This is a genomic window from Streptomyces sp. C, assembly GCF_000158895.1.
Taxonomy (GTDB): Bacteria; Actinomycetota; Actinomycetes; order Streptomycetales; family Streptomycetaceae; genus Streptomyces; species Streptomyces racemochromogenes.
The window spans coordinates 6,682,921-6,698,860 of sequence record NZ_GG657750.1; the positions used below are offsets into that span (position 1 = coordinate 6,682,921).

Annotated in this window: 16 protein-coding genes, 1 tRNA gene and 3 pseudogenes; 12 read left to right on the top strand and 8 right to left on the bottom strand. The window is 71.9% G+C overall.

The genetic code is table 11. The features are described 5' to 3' along the window. Positions 1-473 (bottom strand): DUF309 domain-containing protein (locus SSNG_RS30010; RefSeq protein ID WP_042804354.1); only part of this gene is annotated, 473 nt, incomplete at its 3' end. A gap of 116 nt (positions 474-589) precedes the next feature. Between SSNG_RS30010 and SSNG_RS30015 the strand changes: the two genes are divergently transcribed. Continuing rightward, positions 590-666, top strand: a tRNA-Pro gene (locus SSNG_RS30015). Positions 667-876: 210 nt separating this feature from the next. On the opposite strand, the gene SSNG_RS30020 is transcribed toward SSNG_RS30015, so the two are convergent. Next, positions 877-1,095 (bottom strand): hypothetical protein, encoded by a 219-nt coding sequence (locus tag SSNG_RS30020; protein ID WP_042802289.1) that lies wholly within the window; start codon positions 1,093-1,095, stop codon positions 877-879. Between the two features lie 378 nt (positions 1,096-1,473). On the opposite strand from SSNG_RS30020, the gene SSNG_RS42440 reads away from it, so the two are divergent. Next, complete coding sequence (locus SSNG_RS42440) at positions 1,474-1,647, top strand: hypothetical protein (RefSeq protein ID WP_165365036.1); 174 nt, start codon at positions 1,474-1,476, stop codon at positions 1,645-1,647. Between the two features lie 87 nt (positions 1,648-1,734). Here SSNG_RS42440 and SSNG_RS30025 read toward each other — a convergent pair whose 3' ends face one another. Next, on the bottom strand, positions 1,735-2,889 hold the full coding sequence (locus SSNG_RS30025; RefSeq protein WP_241695148.1) for an oxygenase MpaB family protein: 1,155 nt from the start codon (positions 2,887-2,889) through the stop codon (positions 1,735-1,737). 405 nt (positions 2,890-3,294) lie between these two features. Between SSNG_RS30025 and SSNG_RS30030 the strand changes: the two genes are divergently transcribed. The 3 genes from SSNG_RS30030 to SSNG_RS30040 all read left to right on the top strand — a co-directional run bounded on the left by SSNG_RS30030 (position 3,295) and on the right by SSNG_RS30040 (position 6,198). Next, entirely contained in the window at positions 3,295-3,741 is a 447-nt protein-coding gene (locus SSNG_RS30030; protein WP_165365037.1) for a DUF642 domain-containing protein, read from the top strand. A 510-nt stretch (positions 3,742-4,251) separates the two neighbouring features. Beyond that, entirely contained in the window at positions 4,252-5,451 is a 1,200-nt protein-coding gene (locus SSNG_RS30035) for a GAF domain-containing SpoIIE family protein phosphatase (protein ID WP_042802291.1), read from the top strand. A gap of 195 nt (positions 5,452-5,646) precedes the next feature. Continuing rightward, positions 5,647-6,198 carry a DUF5994 family protein gene (locus SSNG_RS30040; protein ID WP_042802293.1) on the top strand — a complete coding sequence of 184 codons (552 nt, stop codon included), beginning with the start codon at positions 5,647-5,649 and terminating at the stop codon, positions 6,196-6,198. A gap of 96 nt (positions 6,199-6,294) precedes the next feature. Here the strand turns inward: SSNG_RS30040 and SSNG_RS30045 are convergent, their stop codons facing one another. After that, entirely contained in the window at positions 6,295-6,717 is a 423-nt protein-coding gene (locus SSNG_RS30045) for an arsenate reductase ArsC (protein WP_007267708.1), read from the bottom strand. Between the two features lie 106 nt (positions 6,718-6,823). Between SSNG_RS30045 and SSNG_RS30050 the strand changes: the two genes are divergently transcribed. Genes SSNG_RS30050 through SSNG_RS30060 form a run of 3 tightly spaced genes read left to right on the top strand, consistent with a single transcriptional unit; the run spans position 6,824 to position 9,026 of the window. Further along, on the top strand, positions 6,824-7,138 hold the full coding sequence (locus SSNG_RS30050; protein ID WP_007267709.1) for a metalloregulator ArsR/SmtB family transcription factor: 315 nt from the start codon (positions 6,824-6,826) through the stop codon (positions 7,136-7,138). 50 nt (positions 7,139-7,188) lie between these two features. Beyond that, complete coding sequence (locus tag SSNG_RS30055) at positions 7,189-7,971, top strand: MIP/aquaporin family protein (RefSeq protein ID WP_042802296.1); 783 nt, start codon at positions 7,189-7,191, stop codon at positions 7,969-7,971. Continuing rightward, a complete protein-coding gene (locus SSNG_RS30060) occupies positions 7,968-9,026 on the top strand; it encodes an ArsO family NAD(P)H-dependent flavin-containing monooxygenase (RefSeq protein ID WP_007267711.1) in 1,059 nt (352 codons plus the stop codon). Before SSNG_RS30055 ends, SSNG_RS30060 begins: the two co-directional genes overlap by 4 nt. Positions 9,027-9,072: 46 nt before the next feature. Here the strand turns inward: SSNG_RS30060 and SSNG_RS30065 are convergent, their stop codons facing one another. The 3 genes from SSNG_RS30065 to SSNG_RS30075 form a co-directional block, all read right to left on the bottom strand. Beyond that, positions 9,073-9,888, bottom strand: coding sequence for a sulfite exporter TauE/SafE family protein (locus SSNG_RS30065; protein WP_007267712.1), 816 nt, complete (start codon positions 9,886-9,888; stop codon positions 9,073-9,075). A 166-nt stretch (positions 9,889-10,054) separates the two neighbouring features. Further along, positions 10,055-10,561, bottom strand: coding sequence for a GNAT family N-acetyltransferase (locus SSNG_RS30070; protein WP_007267713.1), 507 nt, complete (start codon positions 10,559-10,561; stop codon positions 10,055-10,057). Continuing rightward, positions 10,558-10,926 carry a metalloregulator ArsR/SmtB family transcription factor gene (locus SSNG_RS30075; protein ID WP_042802299.1) on the bottom strand — a complete coding sequence of 123 codons (369 nt, stop codon included), beginning with the start codon at positions 10,924-10,926 and terminating at the stop codon, positions 10,558-10,560. The genes SSNG_RS30070 and SSNG_RS30075 overlap by 4 nt, the downstream gene beginning before the upstream one ends. Positions 10,927-11,314: 388 nt before the next feature. On the opposite strand from SSNG_RS30075, the gene SSNG_RS30080 reads away from it, so the two are divergent. The 3 genes and pseudogenes from SSNG_RS30080 to SSNG_RS30085 all read left to right on the top strand — a co-directional run. After that, positions 11,315-12,679, top strand: coding sequence for an FAD-dependent oxidoreductase (locus SSNG_RS30080; RefSeq protein WP_007267716.1), 1,365 nt, complete (start codon positions 11,315-11,317; stop codon positions 12,677-12,679). 359 nt (positions 12,680-13,038) lie between these two features. Next, a pseudogene (locus tag SSNG_RS45410) lies at positions 13,039-13,239 on the top strand (aspartate/glutamate racemase family protein); the annotation flags it as partial. Positions 13,240-13,252: 13 nt separating this feature from the next. Then, positions 13,253-13,495: pseudogene (locus tag SSNG_RS30085) on the top strand (enolase C-terminal domain-like protein); the annotation flags it as partial. 32 nt (positions 13,496-13,527) lie between these two features. Here the strand turns inward: SSNG_RS30085 and SSNG_RS30090 are convergent. Then, positions 13,528-14,565 (bottom strand): translation initiation factor 2, encoded by a 1,038-nt coding sequence (locus SSNG_RS30090; protein WP_241695149.1) that lies wholly within the window; start codon positions 14,563-14,565, stop codon positions 13,528-13,530. A gap of 92 nt (positions 14,566-14,657) precedes the next feature. Between SSNG_RS30090 and SSNG_RS42445 the strand changes: the two are divergent. Further along, positions 14,658-15,940, top strand: a pseudogene (locus SSNG_RS42445) (hypothetical protein); the annotation flags it as partial.

Below are 15,940 nucleotides of genomic sequence, written 5' to 3' on the forward strand. Positions count from 1 at the left end.
GCCTCGGCCGCCGCGTCGACCCGCTCCCCGGCCTCCACCCGCCCGGCCAGCTCCCGGGCCCACCTGACGAGGCCGGCCACGTCCATCCCGTACGCCTCCCCGCGCGCCTCCCCGGACCCGAGCCCGGCCAGCGCCCCGGCCCCGCGCCGCAGCAGCCGCGCCCCGCCGACGGAGTTCCCCCGCGCGGCGTGCGTCAGCCCCACCGCCAGCTGCGCCAGCGCCCGCCACAGGCCGGCGTCCTCGGCCCGCCCGGACTTCCACGCGTCCTCGAACACCTCGTGCGCGTGGAAGGGCATCCCGGCGTCCAGCAGCCGCTGCGCCTCCGCCACCGTCAGCGCCGGCGCCCGCACCACCCCCTCGGGCTGCCGCGCCACTCCCTCGGCCCCGTACCGCAGCGGCCGCCCCAGCCCGTCCCGCGGCCGCGCACTGCGCGCCCGCCCCTCACCGTCCCGGTCGCGTTCCCGTTCCTTCACCCGGCCATCCTGCCCGCCGCCGATTACCCGTGCACACGCACCCCTCAGCGTGGGGTAATGTTCTGCATGTGCCCGGCACGAGGGGGAAACTCCAGGTGAGGGGCACGAAGCAGCAACGGGACGTGGCGCAGCTTGGTAGCGCACTTGACTGGGGGTCAAGGGGTCGCAGGTTCAAATCCTGTCGTCCCGACCACGCGGAAACGCAGGTCGGAGGCCGTTCTCTCATCCGTGAGAGGACGGTCTTTCGTGCGTCCGGGGCCATGGTGGTCGCAGCCACGCCGGGCGGCCAGAGGCTGTTTGACGAGTTCGCGGCCGCGGGCCGGTTGCGGGTTGCGGTGGGCAGTGGCCACCGCCACGGTTCCTGCGGCCGGCCCGGAGGGCGGCGGCCGGTGGAGGTGCCGGCCTACTTCTTGTCGCCCTCGAGGCCGTCGAGCAGACCGCCCAGATCGTGGGTGAGTCCGACGTCGATCATGCCTCCCCGCGTGCGCATCTCGCGCTCTGCGGGACTGAGTTTGGCTTCTTCCTCGCGGGTCCTGCGCGCTTCCTCCTCGCGGGCCTTGAGCTCTTTGGAGAAGGGCATGCGGTCGATTGCTTCGCGGAACTTGTCGTCGTCGTTGCCCATGACCGGTTCTCCTGATCGGTGGGGGTGTGGGGATTCCCCCTGGTCAGTATCCCGCTGGTTGTGGGAGGCCGCCCGGCGAGGTGATGACCCGTGTGGTCCCCCGCGGCGCCCACAGCGTGTCGGACAGGGAGAGTGCCGGCTGGACGGGTCGTTCAGCATCGTGTGGAAGAGCCGGCCCAGGTCCTCGTCGGACCAGGCGGAGAAGTACTCCAGATTCAGCATGTCCGGCTGGCTGAGCTGGTGGACCGAGTAGTCGTCGCGCACGCCGCGGATGTGAAGTTGTGACCGCCTCGTGCCGAACAGGGGACCCCCGCAAGGTTGCCTCGCCCATATGGCCCCTACACCGTGGTTCGAACCAGGCAGGCTCGTTGGCAGGACATGACGAGAAAACTCCTGGTCCGCGTGGTGGCAGCCCTTGCCTGGACGGCCGCCGCCCTCGTGCTCGCCGACGCCTCCGCACAAGACGCCCCTGCCGACGTCTCCGTGATCCACGTCAGTCCGGTCTACTACGACGAAACCGTGGACGAGATCAAAATGGACCCGGGCGAGTAACACGGGGCGGCTGACAGCCGACGCCCCTCCTGACCGACACGGCAGTGCGGCAAGGCTTCTTCGCACTGCCATGTCGTCGTGGCGTGGTCAGCGGCTGTCGCCGAGTTCCTGGTGCATCTGCGGCTGGTCGTCCTCGCCCTGGGTGAGGGCGAACTTCTGGACCTCGTTGAAGCCCTTGGAGGCGATGCCGACGATCTCCTTGTAGGGGTTGACGCCGGTGGCCTTCTTCGCGCTCCCGCCCAGGAAGCCGCCGCCGATGCCGCTGATCACGTCGTTGCCGGCGGCGATCGGCTTGGCGGCGGCGTCCAGGACGCTCTTGGGGAGGCCGGCCATGTCGGCGTACTTGTCGGTCAGGGCGTGGCGGACCATCGCGATGAAGGCGTCGTGGACGCCGGGCGGGTAGAACTTCTTGTAGAAGTCGACGGCCTGCTTGGTCATGAAGACGCCGTCGTCGGTCTTCTTCCACTCCTTGTCGCGCTCGTGGTCCCACAGGGCCTCGACGAGGTCGGGGTCCTTGGGGAGCAGCCACTTGTCGGGGGTGCCGAGGTAGTGGTTGACGTAGTGCCAGGCGCACATGAAGCCCTTGGCGTCGTCCTTGGTCACGTCGATGCCCAGGCGGTCCATGGCCTTGAGGATCTGGGTGGAGAAGATGCAGGCGGCGCCGGCGGTGTACTTCTGGGAGACGGGCTCGCCCCACTTGGCGTAGTCCCATTTGCCGCTCTTCTTGTGGAGCTGGCGCACGGAGGCGTGGACGAGGCGGACCTTGGTGACGTTCGCGGCGAGGGTCCCGTCGCGCAGGGCGTTCTTGTTGCCCATGTCGAGGAAGAGGCGGGAGGACTGCGACAGGCGGCGGCCGGGTCCGTCGACGCCGCCGAGGCGGCCGGTGGAGCGCAGGGTGAAGGCGCCGGTCGGGGAGAGGTAGGTGCCGATGAGTCCGACGGTGCCCTGGAGCATGGTCGCCTCGCCGTGGTGGTGGGCGAAGAAGCTCTCGGCGGCCTTGGTGTCGGCTTCCGACCAGTCCGGCGGCGGTGCGGCGGCCTCCTTGAGGAAGGCGGCCAGCCGGGGCGGGAGGGTGGACATGTCCACCCCGGGCTTGAGGGTGCCGATGGTGCGGAACAGGGCGTTGACCCCGTCGATCTCCTTGTTGTCGATCAGGTCCGACACCAGTTCGTCGGCCTTGGGGTCACCGACCTTGCTCGCCGCTTCCAGCTCGGCGTCGATCGTCGCAAGCGTCAAAGGCACAGAGGAACCTCTTTCGTTCGGGGAAGTGACAGGGGATGGGAGGGCAGCCAGGTGCAAAACGTGGAGCGCGGGATCTTCCGGCACCCGTCACGGCAGCGGCTGCTCGCCCAGCGGCATCGTGGCGGCGGCTGAGCAGCGGGAAGAACCCCCGGGCAGTGCGGGATCGTTTGCTCCTCACCCAGGTAGCCCTCACCGCCCGGAACCGGCACCCTTCTCAGCCGGTCTGTTCCGCTCTCGGCGGGGAGGCAGCCGCCTTCACGACGCCGGGCATGAGTGGTCATCGCTCACGGCTACCGCTCTGACCTGGTAAAACGGTCCTGCTCTACCTCGCCTCGCCCAGCCGAGTGATCCCTCAGGGCGCAGAAACGATCTCGGGGTCGTCAAGCTCCGACGGCCGTGCTGGTCTTGCCGCGACGCCCCCTCCGCGACTGGCGCGTCGTGCGCGGCAGCGTCGACGTGTTCGGCCGCGCCGCTTCCCGTACTCCCGACGGATCACAGGCCGTCGACCTCGGCGGCAGCGAGCGCGGCGGCATCGAGCAGACCATCGCCACCGAGGAGGACGCCGAAGAGCTGGTCACGTTCAAGGCGAAGATCAACGACCACCCCGACTGCGTCTCCGGTGCCCGTGACGCCGCCCAGGACTTCCGCGTCCAGTTCGCCGCCGACGCCGAGCACGCCCAACGGTTCGAACTCGGCAGCATCGCCAAGCCCGCACGCGGCAGCAGCACCTGGACCCTGCGCCGCGCCACCCTGTGGGGCACCGACCGCTTCAGCCGCCTGCAGTTCATCTCCGACACCAACCACGCCTGTGGCCCCCTCATCACCGACATCAAGGTCGTCGAACGGCCCTGACCTTCAGCCCGCAACCGCGCCGCGGCGGACGGCCCAGGCGGTCGTCGGCCTCGGGGGGCAAGGGGTCGCAGGTTCAAGTCCTGTCGTCCCGACCACGCGGGAACGTATGTCGGAGGCCGTTCTCTCATCCGTGAGAGGACGGCCTGTCGTGCGTCCGGGACCACGGCGGTCGCAATGGGGTGGCCCGTCCACCCTGTGGCTGGTTGGCGGCGACGCTGAAGGCCGGCGGCGCTGGGGAGCGGAGTCGGCCGAGGGTCTCGTGGGTCTTCGACGTCCGCCAGCCCAACCTGGTATCAATGCCGCGCTCGCGGATGCCCCCTGTCGGCGGCGTCGTGCCCGGCCGCGGTGTGGCTTGCCGGGTCGGCGAGGGGCATTCTTGTTGGTGAGCCCTCGGTTCGGGTCGGGTGTCTGACCGGCTGCGGGGGCGCGCTCCCGGGAGCCCGGTGCCCGCGTCGGGGTGACGGCAGTGCCGGACGGGGCCGCGCAGCCCGCGTGGTTGGAGGCAACTGGATGGCAGCCGGACAGTGTGGGGGTTCCGATCACTCCGAGAGCTTCGGGGAGGAGCTGTTGGGCGGGCTCCTCGACCTTGCCACGGAGCTGCCGGCCCACCTGGTCGGTCCGGTCGTGGCCGGCGCGGTGGCCCGGCTGGGAGGGCGGCAGGTGCAGATCCTCCTCCAGGATTACGGGCAGGAGAAGCTGGTTCCCGTGGAGGGCGAGGGGCTGGCGGGGGGTGACCCGCTGTGGATCGACCGCTCGGACGCGGGTCGGTGCCTTCTCACGTCCCGGCCGGTCGAGGTGGCGCTGGGCGAAGGGGTCCGGGTCTTCGTGCCGCTGTGGGGCGGCGGCGACCAGGCGGGTGTCCTCGCCGTCACGCTCGACCGGGCCGATGACGACGACTGCCGGATCCTGCGCAGGATCGCGGCGCTGGCCGCCGACATGCTGGAGAGCAAGAACGGCTACACCGACCTGTTCTTCCGCACCCGGCGCGGCGAGCCGATGAGCGTTGCCGCGGAGATCCAGTGGTCGCTGATGCCGCCCCTGGTCATGGTGACGCCGCGCGTCACCGTCGCAGGAGTCCTGGAGCCCGCCTACGACGTGGCCGGCGACAGCTTCGACTACGCGCTGAACGGGGACACCTTCCACCTCGCGATGATCGACGCCATGGGACACGGCCTGAACGCGGCCACGATGGCGACGGTGGCCATCGGCGCGTACCGGCACGCCCGCCGGATCAGCATCGAGCTCTCCGAGATCTACCTCTTCATGGACCGGGCGGTGGCCGAGCAGTTCGCGCCCGACCACTTCGTCACCGCCCAGATGATGCGCCTCGACACCGACACGGGCCGCCTGCAGTGGGTCAATGCCGGCCATCCTGCCCCCATGCTGGTCCGCGGGCACCGGGTCGTGGGCCGCTTGGACAGTCCCACGACCCTGCCCGTCGGCTTCGGGGGAGCGCAGCCGCAGGTCAGTGAGGTGGCGCTCGAACCGGGGGACCGCATCCTCTGCTTCACCGACGGGCTGATCGAGGAGCACGAGAGCGGGCAGGAGCAGTTCGGCGAGGACCAGCTGATCGCCTGGGTGAACCAGCTGGAGGAGACGGACCGGGCGGTCCGCGTGGTGGCACGGGACCTCTCCCGCACCCTCAAGCGGGCACGCGGCGAGGTCACCTCGGACGATGCCACCCTCGTCCTGGTCGAGTGGCGCGGATGACGGGCGCGTGGGCACTTCGGCTCACAGGCGTCGGCGTCCCAGCCGCGGACTCTCGAAACCCCTCTTCTGACCCCGCCGCGGAGTAGGCTGGGATTACCGGGAGTAACTCGTGCACCCGCGCCCCAGCGGACGTCGTTTCCGGCGATCAAGACATTGCTCCGCCCGGCAGGGCGGTCCGGGAACGAGTCCGCGATCATGGCTAACACCGCTTCCCTGTTCTCCGCACGTTTGGCCCTGACACCGAAGACCGCCCTCGCCGGCCTGTTGGACGGCGCGTGGTGGCCCAGGTCCCGCGATCTCGCGGCTGAGCTTCCGCCGCTGGTCGAGGCGCTGGAGGGCCGCTTCGGGCGCATCACGCGGGTCGCGGTGAATCCCACCTGCTGGCCCGTCGTCCCGCACAGGGTTTTCGTCGCGGGGCACATCGTGTACGTCGGCTGGTTCACGGAAGAGGATTCCGACAAGATGATCCTGCTCTCCTGTGCCGTCGGCCGCTGCGACCTGCTGGTGATCCCGCCCGAGACCGAGCCGGCCGCAGCAGACCGGCTCATGACCGCCGCCGCCCGCCCGGGCAACGTCCGGGCCGTCGGCACCCTGATGAGCGACGAAGCCGCGAACGGCCTCCGCGTCAGAGACGCGCGAAGGGTCGAGGATGCCCGGGAGACCGATGGCGGAACCCCCGCCACGCCTCCTCCGCACCCCGTCGTCGGAGCACGGATGATCCCGCTGCCGTGGAACATGCGGAGGTGACCGGCCTGCGGGCACCACCCGGGTGTTCGGCCGGCACCGCACCGGCAACTGCCTTCCGCAGCGGTGCGTCCACCCCGGCCAGGGGGCCGGCCGGCGTCAGTTCGCCGGTTCCCGGGCGTCGATCTCGGCGATCAGCTCCTCGATCAGAGCCCTGATCTCGTCCCGGATGGGTCGGACGGCCTCGACGCCCTGGCCGGCCGGGTCCTCGAGCTGCCAGTCGAGGTAGGTCTTGCCGGGGAAGTACGGGCAGGCGTCGCCGCAGCCCATGGTGATGATGTAGTCGGAGGCCCGGGCGGCCTCGGGGGTGAGGACCTTCGGCTTCTGGTCGGAGATGTCGATGCCCAGCTCGGCCATGGCGGCCACCGCGGAGGGGTTGATCTGGTCGCCGGGCACGGAGCCGGCGGAGCGGACCTCGAAGCGGTCCCCGGCGAGGTGGCGCAGGAATCCGGCCGCCATCTGGGAGCGGCCCGCGTTGTGGATGCAGACGAACAGGACGGACGCGAGCGGGTTCGCGGGCATCGGCTCTTCCTCGTGGTGGCAGATACGGCTACGTCACCACCGTCAACCGGCGGAACGGATCAGTCGGGGCTGGTATCAGCCCTTCGTGATGTGACAGTATCAGCGGATGATGACGTCAGTCGACACTGATCTGATCCGGGTTCTGGCCGACCCGCTCAGGCTCCGGATCGTGACCCTCCTCGCCCGCGAGACGCTGTGCACCACCCACCTCGTGGAAGAGACGGGTGCGAAGCAGACGAACCTCTCCAACCACATGAAGGTGCTGCGCGAGGCGGGGGTCGTGGATACGGAGCCGTGCGGGAGGTACATCTACTACCGCCTGCGCCCGGAAGTCATCGAAGCCCTCGCCGGTCAGTTCGCCGACCTCGCCCAGACCGCGCGAGCCACCGCCGAAGCGAACCTCAAGCGGTCCTGCCCATAGGCCCTCGCGGCCTCGTCCGCCCTGCCTCACCTGCCCGAGGAGAACCTGCCTTGACCGCCACCGAGCCCGCCGCGAGCGAGGCCATGGCCGCCGACACGGCGCCGCAGCCCGCGCCCGGCGCGACACCGCCCCGTACCCCGCTGATCGCCCGCGCGGCCGCCGAGCTGGTCGGCACCGCCGCCCTGGTCGCGGTCGTGGTCGGCTCCGGCATCCAGGCCACCGAGCTCACCGACGACGTCGCGCTGCAACTGCTGGCCAACTCCACCGCCACCGTCTTCGGCCTCGGCGTCCTGATCGCCCTCCTCGGCCCGGTCTCCGGCGCCCACTTCAACCCGGCCGTCACCCTGGCCGAGTGGTGGACCGCCCGCCGCGGCGGCGCCGGCGTGAACGCCCGCGAGCTCGCCGTCTACGTGCCCTCGCAGATCGCCGGTGCGATCGCGGGTGCGGTCCTCGCCGACGCGATGTTCGGGGAGCCGCTGGTGGACTGGTCGCAGCACGACCGTTCCGCCGGGAACCTTCTCCTCGGCGAGGTGGTCGCCACCGCGGGCCTGGTCCTGTTGATCTTCGGCCTCGCGCGTACGGACAGGCTGCGGTTCGCCCCCGTCGCGGTCGCCTCGTACATCGGCGCCGCGTACTGGTTCACCTCCTCCACCTCGTTCGCCAACCCGGCGGTCACGATCGGCCGTGCCTTCACGGACACCTTCGCGGGCATCGCCCCGGCGTCGGTGCCCGGCTTCATCGCCATGCAGCTGGTCGGTGCCGTGGTGGGCCTGGCGTTGGTGGCGGTCGTCTTCATGCGCGGGAAGACCGGCTCCGGGACGCTTTCGGCATGACGCGGCGTGCCGACGTGGTGGTGATCGGCGGCGGCCAGTCCGGACTCGCCGCCGGCTACCACCTGCGCCGTCTGGGCGTCGAGTACGTCATCCTCGACGCCCGGACGGCGCCCGGCGGAGCCTGGCAGCACGCCTGGGACTCCCTGCGCCTGTTCTCCCCGGCGGAGTACTCGTCGCTGCCCGGGCGGCTCATGCCGGTCCAGCCCGGCCGGACCTACCCCGACGCGCAGCATGTCGTCGACTATCTCGCCGACTACGAGAAGCGGTACGACCTGCCCGTGCAGCGCGGGGTGTGGGTGGAAGCGGTCCACCGGGACGGCGCGTTCTTGCGCGTGGCGACGGACGGCGGCGACTGGCAGGCCCGCGCGGTCGTCAGCGCCACCGGCACCTGGACCCGCCCCTTCCTGCCGGCGGTCCCCGGCCGTCGGGCGTACACCGGCCGCCAGCTGCACACGGTCCAGTACCAGAGCCCCGCCGAGTTCGCCGGCCGGCGGGTGGTCGTCGTGGGAGGCGGGAACACCGGCGCGCAGATCGCCGCCGACCTCGCCGGTGCCGGGATCGACCTGACCTGGGTCACCCGGCGCCCGCCCCGCTACCTCGCCGACGACGTCGACGGCCGGGCCCTGTTCGACCACGCCACCGCCCGCCGCCGCGCCCTGGACGAAGGCCAGACCGACACCGGCGGCGTCGCCTCCCTCGGCGACATCGTCGCGGTCCCGCCCGTACGCGCCGCCCGCGACGCCGGACTCATGACCGCGACGCCGATGTTCAGCCGGCTCACCGCGACCGGCGTGGCGTGGGCGGACGGCACCGTCGCAGACGTCGACGCGATCATCTGGTGCACCGGCTTCCGACCCGCACTCGCCCCCTTCTCGGCCCTGCGTCTGCGCGGCACCCGCGGGCATGTCACCACGGCCGGTACCCAGGCCGTGGACGAGCCGCGCTTGCACCTGCTCGGCTACGGCGACTGGACCGGCCCCGCCTCCGCCACCCTGATCGGCGTAGGCCGCCCCGCCCGCGACGCCGCCCGGCAGATCCGCGACTCGCTGACCTGACCCCGCCCCGCTTCAGCGGGCAGAAGGAACCGGAGGCCCGGTGAAGTCAGTCGTGCCGGGCCAGCTTGTACGCCGACACGAGCAGGATCGCCGCCAGCACGGGGATCAGGGCCACGTCCGGGAAGACCCCGAGCAGCAGTCCGCCCAGGACCGCACCGGCGATGGAACCCGCTGCCATGATCGTGGTGAAGCGGAGGTTGGCGCCCAGGACGGCGAAGCTGCCGTCACGGCTGTAGCGGGCGAAGGCGACGAGCATGGTCGGCAGCGAGACCAGAAGGGACAGGCTTCCGGCGGTCTTGATGTCCTCGCCGAAGAGCAGCGCGATCGTCGGGATCAGCAGTTCCCCGCCGGCCACGCCCATGATCGCCGCGACCACGCCGATGCCGAACCCGGCCGCGATTCCGGCGGGAATCCGTGCCCACTGCGGTAGATCGAGTGTGCCCAGTGTGGTGGTGTGGGTGAGGAACAGGGCTGCCGCCATGAGCACCATGAGGGCGGACAGGACTTTGTAGAGGGTGGCGGAGCGCATGCGCACGGCCCAGGAGGCTCCGGCCCACGCACCGAGCAGGCTGCCGGCCAGGAGGTTGGCGGCGACGGGCCAGCGGGCGGCCACTTCGGCCGCCGGGACCGCGGCCAGCCGGGCGGGGAGCGCTACGAGGACCACGACCAGGCTCATCGCCTTGTTGAGGATGACCGCCGAGAGTGCGGCGAACCCGAACAGTCCGATCAGCAGCGGCAGGCGGAACTCCGCACCGCCCAGCCCGATCATTCCCCCCAGCACCCCGATCGCGGCACCTGCGGCGAACACCACGGGTGCTGTGTGGGTCGGCCGGAGGCCGTCGAGGCTCGGTTCGGTACGCATCACGGCATCCTTGCTGGTCACCGGCCCTCCCGCTAGGGCCGGGCCGCAGCTTCGGGGAATGCCACCGGGCAGCCGCCCGGGACTCGTCGGGAGCTCCGAGCCACAGCGCCGGCCGCCCTGCCCCGCCACGCTGCTGCCTGGCGAACCCGTGCCGGCGTACGTCGATTCACGTCAGGACGGGGCTGCGGCGCTCCAGCAGGACCACGTCCCGCCAGACCCCGCGGTGGCGGCCGATCCGTTCGCGCGTACCGATGACCCTGAACCCGGCCCGCGCATGCAGGGCGAGGCTGGCGGTGTTCTCGGGGAAGATCCCGGACTGGATCGTCCAGATACCCGCCTCCTCCGTGGAAGCGATCAGCGCTTCCAGGAGGGCTCGGGCGACGCCGCGGCCGCGCGCGTCGGGGTGGACGTACACGGAGTGCTCGACCACGCCCGCATACGCGCAGCGGTCGGAGACCGCGCTCGCCGCGACCCAGCCCAGCACCCGGCCGCCGTCGCCGTCGCCGTCGAGGGCGACGAAACGGTGCCCCGGCAGCTTGGCCTTTTCGAACGAGGCCCAGTCGGGGGCCTCCGACTCGAACGTCGCGTTGCCTTCGTCGATCCCCGCCTGGTAGATGCCCAGTACCTGCTCGGCGTGCGCCGGGAGAAGTGCCTCGACCCGCACTCCGGTCACGCCGCCTTGGCGGCGCCGGCCAGCAGCGCACCCATGGCGGCGAGCACGGACGGCTCGACCCGGTAGTAGACCCACGTACCGCGGCGTTCCGAGGACAGCAGCCCGGCCTCCTTCAGCTTCTTGAGGTGGTGGGACACGGTGGGCTGGGAGACGCCGACGTCGGAGATGTCGCACACGCACGCCTCGCCGCCCTCGTGGGAGGCGACGGCGGAGAACAGGCGCAGGCGGACGGGGTCGCCGAGGGCCTTGAACATCTTCGCCGCGACCTCCGCCTCGTCCGCGGACATGGGGCGCTCGTTCAGCGGGGGGCAGCAGGGCGCGACCGCCTCGGGCTCCAGGAGCGGCAGTACCTTCGCATTCGACATACGTCTATGTTGACACATGTCGAACTAGGGTGGCAGGGGGCGTTTCCTGGTCACCGTCCAGCCGGGGTGGGGGCGGTCCGGATTCCCGCCGAACGGCACACCGGGCTGTGCACCGAACCGGGCCGTGGGGAGCGGGGTCGGGCTGTCGTGGTGGTGCGGCCACGATCCCGCCGCCCGGTCCGACGCCTCCAGCGCCACCGGCTTCAGCCGCCCGGACAGGGCGTCTGTGGACGCCGGTCCCGACTGCCCGCTGCCGATGGCGACAGCTTCCACGTGCTCCACTCCGACTCCCGTGAATTAGATGAATGTCTATGTTGACGTCTATCGATGCAGCTGCCATGCTGATCACACAAGACATAGACAAACGTCGAAACACGAGGGAGTCGTCATGAGCGAGGCCACCACCGAGCTGCCCGTCGTCGTCATCGGAGCCGGCCCCGCCGGACTCGCGGCCGCCGCCCACCTCGTCGACCGAGGCCTCGAACCCCTCGTCCTGGAAGCCGGGACCACCGCCGGATCCGCCGTCCGTGAATGGGCCCACGTGCGGCTGTTCTCCCGCTGGGGCGAGGTCGTCGACCCGGCCGCCGAGAAGCTCCTCGCTCCGACCGGCTGGGTCAGGCCCGAAGAGGACACCTACCCCTCGGGCGGGGACTGGGCCGACCTCTACCTCCAGCCCCTGGCCCACGTCCTGGGTGCGCGGGTCCGCTACGACGCCCGCGTCACCGGCGTCTCCCGCACCGGCCGCGACCGCATCGTCGACGCCGACCGCGAGGCCCAGCCCTTCGTCGTCCACTACGAGAGCGCCGACGGCCGCGAGCGGCGGGTCTTCGCCCGGGCGGTCGTCGACGCCTCCGGCACCTGGTCCACCCCCAGCCCCGCCGGCGGCAGCGGACTCGCCGCCCTCGGCGAGAAGGCCACCGCGGACCGCATCACGTACCGCGTCCCGGACCTGAAGGACCCCGCCACCCGCGCCCGGTACGCGGGCAAGCGCACCGCGGTCATCGGCTCCGGCGCCTCCGCCTTCACCGCCCTCGCCTACCTCGCCGACCTCGCCAAATCCGAGGACGGCCAGGGCACCCACGCGGTGTGGATCCTGCGCCGCGGCATCTCCGGCTCCACCTTCGGCGGCGGCGAGGCCGACCAGCTCCCCGCGCGCGGCGCCCTCGGTCTCGCCGCGAAGGCCGCCGTCGACGGCGGCTACGCCGACGCGGTCACCGGCTTCCGCACCGACGCCTTCGAGCGCAACCACGGCGGCAGCGTGATCCTCGTCGGCGAGGACGGCCGCCGCCTGGACCCGGTGGACGAGGTCATCGTCCTCACCGGTCTCCGCCCCGACCTGTCCTTCCTGGACGAACTCCGCCTGGCCCTCGACGAGCGCCTGCAGGCCCCGGTCGAGCTGGCCCCGCTCATCGACCCCAACCAGCACTCCTGCGGCACGGTCTACCCGCACGGCGTGGGCGAGCTCTCCCACCCGGAGAAGGACGTCTACCTCGTCGGCATGAAGTCCTACGGCCGCGCCCCCACCTTCCTCGCCATGACCGGCTACGAGCAGGTCCGCTCCATCGCCGCCCACCTCGCCGGGGACCGCGAAGCCGCCGAGCGCGTCGAACTCACCCTCCCCGAAACGGGCGTCTGCGGCGGCGCCGGCCTCTTCGACGAGCCCGCCGCCGCCGAGGAGACCGGCGGCGGCTGCTGCGCGGCCCCGGCCACCCTCACCATCGGTGCCGCGCCCGCTTCCTCCGGCGGCTGCTGACGTGAGCGACCTTCAAAGCGGCGTGGCCGCGACCGGGACGGAGGTCCGGTCGCGGCCACGGACCGCAGGCTCGTCCTGGCTTCGCCAAGCCTGCTGGTGATCGCAGCAGCCCGAGCCCGCCGCGCGTCACCGGCGGCCACGGACACGTCGTACGCAGCCGCGCGTTCCGGATGCCGGCCGTCGCCCTCACCCTGTCGTTCGTCCGCCTGGACGAACCGGTGCGCGGGCGGTGCGGTGGGTCCGCACCAATCTCCGCCGGGGCTTTTGGAGCGGGCGACCAACATCGCGCGCATCGTGCGGGGCCACGATCACGGGAGGCCCCGCGGACTACGGCGGGAAGAAGCGGAAGGCTGCCCCCCATGCGTTACGCACCCCGTCCAGTCCTGGGCGTCCTCGGCGGAATGGGGCCCCTCGCCACGGCCGACTTCTACCGTCGGCTCGTCGAGCGCACTCCGGCCGGCTCCGATCAGGCGCACCTGCCCGTCGTCATGTGGGCCGATCCCGCCGTTCCGGACCGGACCGCGGCGCTGCTCGACGCGGGGCCGTCTCCTGTACCTGCCCGGCCGCGCTCGATGCGGCGGCATGCTGGAGACCGGCATCGGCCGCGCCGCCAACGTCGCCCTCGCCGCCCTCCCCGGCTTCACGCTCCCCGGCGACACCTCCGGCTCCCGCCGCTACTTCGCCACGGACATCACCGAGCCGTTCGTCCTCACCGACGGGCACCTCGACGTCCCCACGGGCCCGGGCCTCGGCGTCCAGCCGCTGCGCGACCTCCTCGACGAGGTCACCACGTCCACGGAGTGGATCGCCCTCTGACATCGGCGGGCGGCCCTTCCTGCGTTCGCGGCCTACGCCTGGGCGGGCCGGGCCGCCGCCCCCTGCCGGGCGGCGTTCCGGTCCACGGCCCGCCGTTCGGCGGCCTCGACGTCGAGGCGGCCCGAGGGGTTGCCGGAGCGTGCCACGACGGCCTCGCGCACCAGGGCCATGTAGAAGAGCGCCGGCGCGCAGGGGGTCCACTCCCGGCCCTCCTCCAGGAGGAAGTCGAGGACGCTGTCCGGATCGGCGGGCACGAACCTGAACTGATCGTGCTCCCACTTGTCCTCCACGCCCCTGCTCCGTCGCCGGGTGAGGTCGTCGGCCGTCAGCCCGGGCAGCACCGCGCGGTAGAAGGCCGCCCACTGGTGGCCCCGAAGGTCCAGCGCGAAGGCGAGCAGCTCCAGCTCCACCTCGTCTTCGTCCTGGACGGCCAGCTCCTCCCGCAGGGCCCGGCGGGCCACGGCGTGGAGGCTGATCGGGGAGCCGTCCGCGGGGACGTCGTGGACGGCGGCGAGGCCCTCGTTCGCCGAGGAGTTCCAGCGCTCGGTGTTGTGGCCCGCCACGCGGGCGCTGCGGCGGGCGAAGACCATCTTCCGGTCGGGCCCGGTCCGCACGGCCACGTTGACGCCGAAGCTGCAGGAGAGGAAGGCGGGCGCCGCCACCGGATCGGTGTCTTCCAGGTACTGCGTGCGCAGCGTCGCCGGCTCGCCCTCGCGCAGGGGCCTGTCGAGGTTGACCGACGTGGCCAGGAAGTCGAAGTAGTCGGCGTCGCACAGGCTCAGCTGCACGACCGGCAGCTCGTCCTCGTCGGTGCGGGAGAGCACGATGCTCTCCACCGCGAAACGGGGGTTGTTCCACCGGTGGGGCTCGCCCGCGGCCTGCTTGCGCTCCTCCTCCGCCTGGATCGCCCGCCGCCACTGCTGTACCTCCAGGGGCAGCGACACCCGGCGGAGCCCGGGCTCGTGGAGGACCCTCACGTTCTCCTCCAGGATCGGGCGGGTGCCGTCACCCTCGAAGACGTAACAGTCCGTCAGGAGATGCCCAACGGTGAATCCCTCGCGCTGCGTCACCGAAACCCCTTGGTCGGATGCCGAGTTGAGTGAAAATCGTGCCATGCGCCGGACGGCGGCGGGCCTGGTTTCCCGGGGGAGGGCGGTTGCGGATGGTCGACGTCCCGCACGACGGCGTCGTGGCCACGGTGGTGGTGGACACGTACCAGGGCGACACGCTCCGCCGGCGCGACCGCTCCTACCTGCGCCGCAGCGCCGACCGGTTCACCGAGCAGGCGAAGCGGCTCGGCTTCGACGCGCCGCCCCTGCGGGCGGCCGGCACGCCGGACGCCGGCACCGCCGGCCCGCCCCTGGAACGCGGGCGCGTCCGGGAGCTGGTGGCGAGGCTCCGCGCGCAGCCGGCGGGCCGGAAGATCCTCTACTGGACCGGCCACGGTGAACGGGTCGGCGACACCTTCTACCTCGCCTGCCAGGACTCCTACGCCGCCGGCCGGTTCGACCCCGCCCGGGCCGTCTCCGCCGCCGAACTCGTCTCCTGGCTGGCCGAGGACACCACCGACACCCTCCTCGTCCTCGACGCCTGCTTCTCCGGGGCGGCACTGGACGACGTCAACCAGCAGGTCAAGGCGGCCAGGGCGGGGAGCGGGCCGCGCGGCGACGCCGGGTTCGCCGTGATCGCCACGGCCGAAGCCGCCGAGGAGGCGGTCGAGGGGCGGTGGACCGCCCGGCTGAAAGAGGTGCTGGACACGGCCGACGCCCAGACCCGCGCGGTCCCGCTCTTCCACCGGGAGAACCCCGTCGTCCCGTTCACGCACCTCATGCTGGCCGTCCGGGCCCTGACGACCGACCAGGTGCCCGAGTGGTCCGAAGTGCGGCCCCTGCGGCCCGACTTCCTGCTCAACCCCTACTGCTCCGAACGCGTCAGACCCGCCCTGCGCCCCTCCGACGACCAGTCGTGGATCGGCGAGGAGCTCAGCGCCGACGCCATGCCGCTCTTCTCCGGCTCCGGGGAAAGCCGCAGCCTGCGCGAGTTCTCCTCCCGCGACCGGATCCTCGGGGAACTGGTCACCTGGATGGCGACCAGGAGCACGGGCCTGTTCGCCCTCTCCGGTGCTTCCGGCGCCGGCAAATCCACGCTGCTGACCTATCTCGCCCACCTGACGACACGCGGCTTCGCGGCCTCCCTGCCCGCCGGCCGGCGGCCCCGGATCCAGCCCGAGCTCTACTCCGTGCACGCCGCCCTGCACTGCCGGGGCAAGACCCTCACGGCCCTCTGCGAGGAACTCGCACGCCGGCTGGGCGCACTCGGCCTCGGCCGGCCCGACGGACCCGCCCAGGCGGCCCCGCACCTCCTCGTCGAACGGATCGCCGCTCTCGCCCGGCGCAAGGGCAGCCTGACCCTGCTGTTCGACGGGCTCGACGAGGCGGCCGCCGG